Origin of the sequence: Curtobacterium sp. UCD-KPL2560 (assembly GCF_001705035.1) — a bacterium.
Lineage (GTDB): Bacteria > Actinomycetota > Actinomycetes > Actinomycetales > Microbacteriaceae > Curtobacterium.
Map to the genome: position 1 here is coordinate 1 of NZ_MCIG01000150.1, position 1,341 is coordinate 1,341.

At 69.7% G+C, this 1,341-nt stretch carries 1 protein-coding gene; it reads left to right on the forward strand.

Translation table 11 applies throughout. The features are described from left to right. Positions 1–56: 56 nt before the first annotated feature. A complete protein-coding gene (locus BEP24_RS16250) occupies positions 57–1,241 on the forward strand; it encodes a nitrate ABC transporter substrate-binding protein (protein WP_065965220.1) in 1,185 nt (394 codons plus the stop codon). The last annotated feature ends 100 nt before the right edge of the window (positions 1,242–1,341 follow it).

Here is a 1,341-nt window from a genome sequence, read left to right on the forward strand (position 1 = left end):
CCACCTCCCCACCMGACCCCCAGCACCACGAGACCCGCACCACGAACGGAGCCTCCATGCGCACCACCACCCGACTCGGCGTCGCGACCGCCGCCCTCGCCGCGACCGCCATCGCCCTCACCGGGTGCGCCGCCGGCTCGTCCGGCAGCAGCACGAGCACCGCCAGCGCGAAGGCCGCCACCGGCCCCGCCGTCGACCTGTCCTCCGCCTGCCCCGCGAAGATCGTCGTGCAGACCGACTGGAACCCCGAGGGCGAGCACGGGCACCTGTACGAGATGCTCGGGCCGAACCCGACGATCGACGCCTCCGGCAAGACCGTGACGGGCGACCTGTACGCCAACGGGAAGTCGACGGGCGTGCAGCTCGAGATCCGCGCCGGCGGCCCGGCGATCGGCTACACCAAGGTCGCCTCGCAGATGTACCAGGACAAGTCGATCACCCTCGGCTACATGTCGACGGACGAGCAGGTGCAGTTCTCCGGCAACCTGCCCACCACGGCCGTCTTCGCCGAGAACGACCAGTCCCCGATGTCGATCATGTGGGACCCGGCGACGTACCCGAAGGTCGACAGCATCGCGAGCCTCGGCAAGGCGCTCGAGAAGGACGGCGGCGTCGTCCGCTACTTCAACGGTGCCGCGTACATGACCTACCTCGAGCAGTCCGGCGTCCTGCCGAAGAGCGTCCTCGACGGCAGCTACGACGGCACCCCGGCGAAGTTCGTCTCCGCGGGCGGCAAGGACGCCCAGCAGGGCTTCGCGACCGCCGAGCCGTACATCTACCAGAACCAGGTCGCGGCCTGGGGCAAGAAGGTCGACTACGCGCTCGTCTCGAGCACCGGCTGGAACCCCTACCCCGAGGCGATGAGCGTCCGGACCGGCGACCTGGCGAAGCTGACGCCGTGCCTCAAGGCGCTCGTGCCCGTCATGCAGCAGGCGGACGTCGACTACCTGAAGGCCCCGCAGGCCACGAACGACCTCATCACGAAGCTCGTGCAGCAGTACAACAACGGCTGGACGTACGACGCGAAGGTCGGCGCGTTCGCGGCGAGCCAGATGGTGGAGCTCGGGCTCGCGAAGGACACCGACGGCTACATCGGCTCGATGGACGAGCAGCGCATGCAGGACTTCATCGCGAAGGCGACCCCCGTCTTCGCCGGCACCGGTGACGTGAAGAGCGACCTGAAGCCGTCCGACCTGTACACGAACGAGTTCCTCGACAAGACGATCGGGCTCGGCAACTGACGCGGGTCGGCCGAGCCGACCGCACGGAGCCGACCGACTGCCGGACGGGAGGCGCGGAGCACGCCCGCCCCGCGCCTCCCGTCCGCCGTCCCCGCACCAC